The sequence below is a fragment of the Cytobacillus firmus genome, assembly GCF_023715565.1.
GTDB lineage: Bacteria > Bacillota > Bacilli > Bacillales > Cytobacillaceae > Cytobacillus > Cytobacillus firmus_C.
In genome coordinates, this window is the sequence record NZ_JAMBOJ010000170.1 from 1 (window position 1) to 390 (window position 390).

A 390-nucleotide genomic window follows, 5' to 3' on the forward strand; every position below is an offset into this window, starting at 1 on the left:
TCCTTGAAGAAATAGATGTCCGTCATTTCGAGCAACCCCGCCTCGCCAAACGAGATCGGCATTCCCGTCGTGCCGAATGCATGACGGAAGCTCTGCGGCAGATAGGGGCGCACGTGAGTGAAGTCGTGATAGAACCGATCGCCGGGGGTCGGGCTGACGACGATCAGTCGGCTGTCCCGGTGCATCAAAGCGCAAAGGCGCGGCACGAGCGCGAACAGCGCGTCCGGCGTGACGTGCTCGATGAGGTGACTCAGGAACACCACATCGAACGGTGCGTGCTCGGCGGCGAAAAAAGCCTCCGGCTCGTATGCCGCGAATCCATTGGCACGCGCGCGTTCGACGTAGTCGACGTTCGCGTCGACGCCAGTGACGGCGCAACCCAGCTTGCCG

General features: G+C 62.6%; 1 protein-coding gene. It reads right to left on the reverse strand.

The annotated features are described in order from the left end of the window. On the reverse strand, positions 1-390 hold a 390-nt coding region (locus tag M3205_RS25325; protein ID WP_251172375.1), incomplete at both ends, for a methyltransferase domain-containing protein.